Source organism: Emticicia fontis, from assembly GCF_054779675.1.
This window is the reverse complement of sequence record NZ_BAAGXU010000041.1, coordinates 1-1,448: the sequence shown is the minus strand read 5'-3', so window position 1 is coordinate 1,448 and position 1,448 is coordinate 1. Positions and strand designations below refer to the sequence as shown.

Annotated in this window: 1 protein-coding gene; it reads left to right on the top strand. The window is 39.8% G+C overall.

The annotated features are described in order from the left end of the window. The first annotated feature begins 104 nt into the window (after positions 1–104). Complete coding sequence (locus ACYVFA_RS19595; protein ID WP_460473553.1) at positions 105–1,439, top strand: transposase; 1,335 nt, start codon at positions 105–107, stop codon at positions 1,437–1,439. Positions 1,440–1,448 lie beyond the last annotated feature (9 nt).

Below are 1,448 nucleotides of genomic sequence, written 5' to 3'. Positions count from 1 at the left end.
AAACATGAGTCATCCCGAATTTTGGGATGACAAATAAAAAAAAGAACCTTCTGGTTAAATTTGTGAATTACTACAAACGCAAATTTTTCCCAGGAGGTCTTTTTATGTTCGCAATATTATCGAAAACCAAGAATAGTAGCAATAAGTCGGGTAATTTTCTTCTGAGTCAATCCAATCAATATCTTCAAAGCCTTCTTTATGAACTTGATACTCAAATAGATAAACGTTTAAGTCGTACCTTTTTTGATTTATTTACGGCAATTCTTGTATTCCGTAACCAAAAGATGGGCTTATTACTCAGTGAGTTAGGAGGGTATATTTGTGGTTTTGCTCATGCACCCGCAGGCACCAAACGCATCAGTAATCTGCTTCGGAGCAAGAAATGGGCGAGTAAGTTGATTGACAACTTTTTATTTGCCAAGGCCAAAGAACGCATCAAGGCCTTACAATCTGAAGGATTACGCCCCCTGTTGTTGTGGGATGACAGTCGGATAGAAAAGCCAGAATCTTGGTTTGCAGAAGGCTTATGTAGTGTAGAAAGCAGCAAGGGTAAGCGATTGATGAAAGTCAAGACAGGCTTTTATCACCCACCAGCGAGTCGGATATGTGTACCAGGCTTTCATTGGACAGCTGTATTAGTAAGTGCTTTAGGAGAAATTCCCTCAGTTTGCCAGATGAGTTGGTGGACTTCCAGAGGTAAATACAAGGAATACGCTTCTAATATCATGTTCCGCATGCTCAGAAAACTCAATGAGTCCTTGATAGTGAGAACTTTACATGTGCTTGACAGAGGCTATGCCTGTGCTTGGACAATTGAGTGGATGACTCACTTCCAACAAGACTTTCTGGTTCGATGGAAGAGAAATATCTTATTGATTCATCCTCAGAAAGGAACTAAGCAAACCTGTCAGCTTGCTCGTTCATTGAAAACCACTACCAAAAAACTTGTAGTTGATAATCAACGCAAAATCGTTAAACATGTTTGCCTAGCTTTTTGTGAAGTCGCTCATCCTGACTTCCCACAACTGCCTCTTTACCTGATTGTGGTTAGAGATAAAAAGGGTAGCCAATCACCTATGTATCTGCTTACTTGTTGTCCTGTTCTATCCAACACAGATGCCTGGCAAATGTTACATTCTTATATGCATCGCTGGAATATAGAACAGGCGTTTCGGGTAGGAAAAGCTGAATTAGGGTTAGAATCACCAAGGCTTTGGTTTTGGGAGAATAGACTCAAACTGATGGCTATTGTAACTTTAGTCTATGACTTCTTACTCTCGATGCTTCGAAATTGGAGCAGTTTTATCCCTATCCTGCTTAAAAACTGGTGTCATAGAACAGGAAATCGGTACCGATTAGCTTCGATACCGATTTACAGATTAAGATTAGCTATCTCCAATTGCTTACTCAATCTAGCAATTACTCAAAATTCGGGATGACTCATGTTT

What these genes read in the sequence shown, in the direction of transcription:
- ACYVFA_RS19595 (WP_460473553.1), top strand. Translation starts at nt 105, where the DNA reads ATGTTCGCAATATTATCGAAAACCAAGAATAGTAGCAATAAGTCGGGT.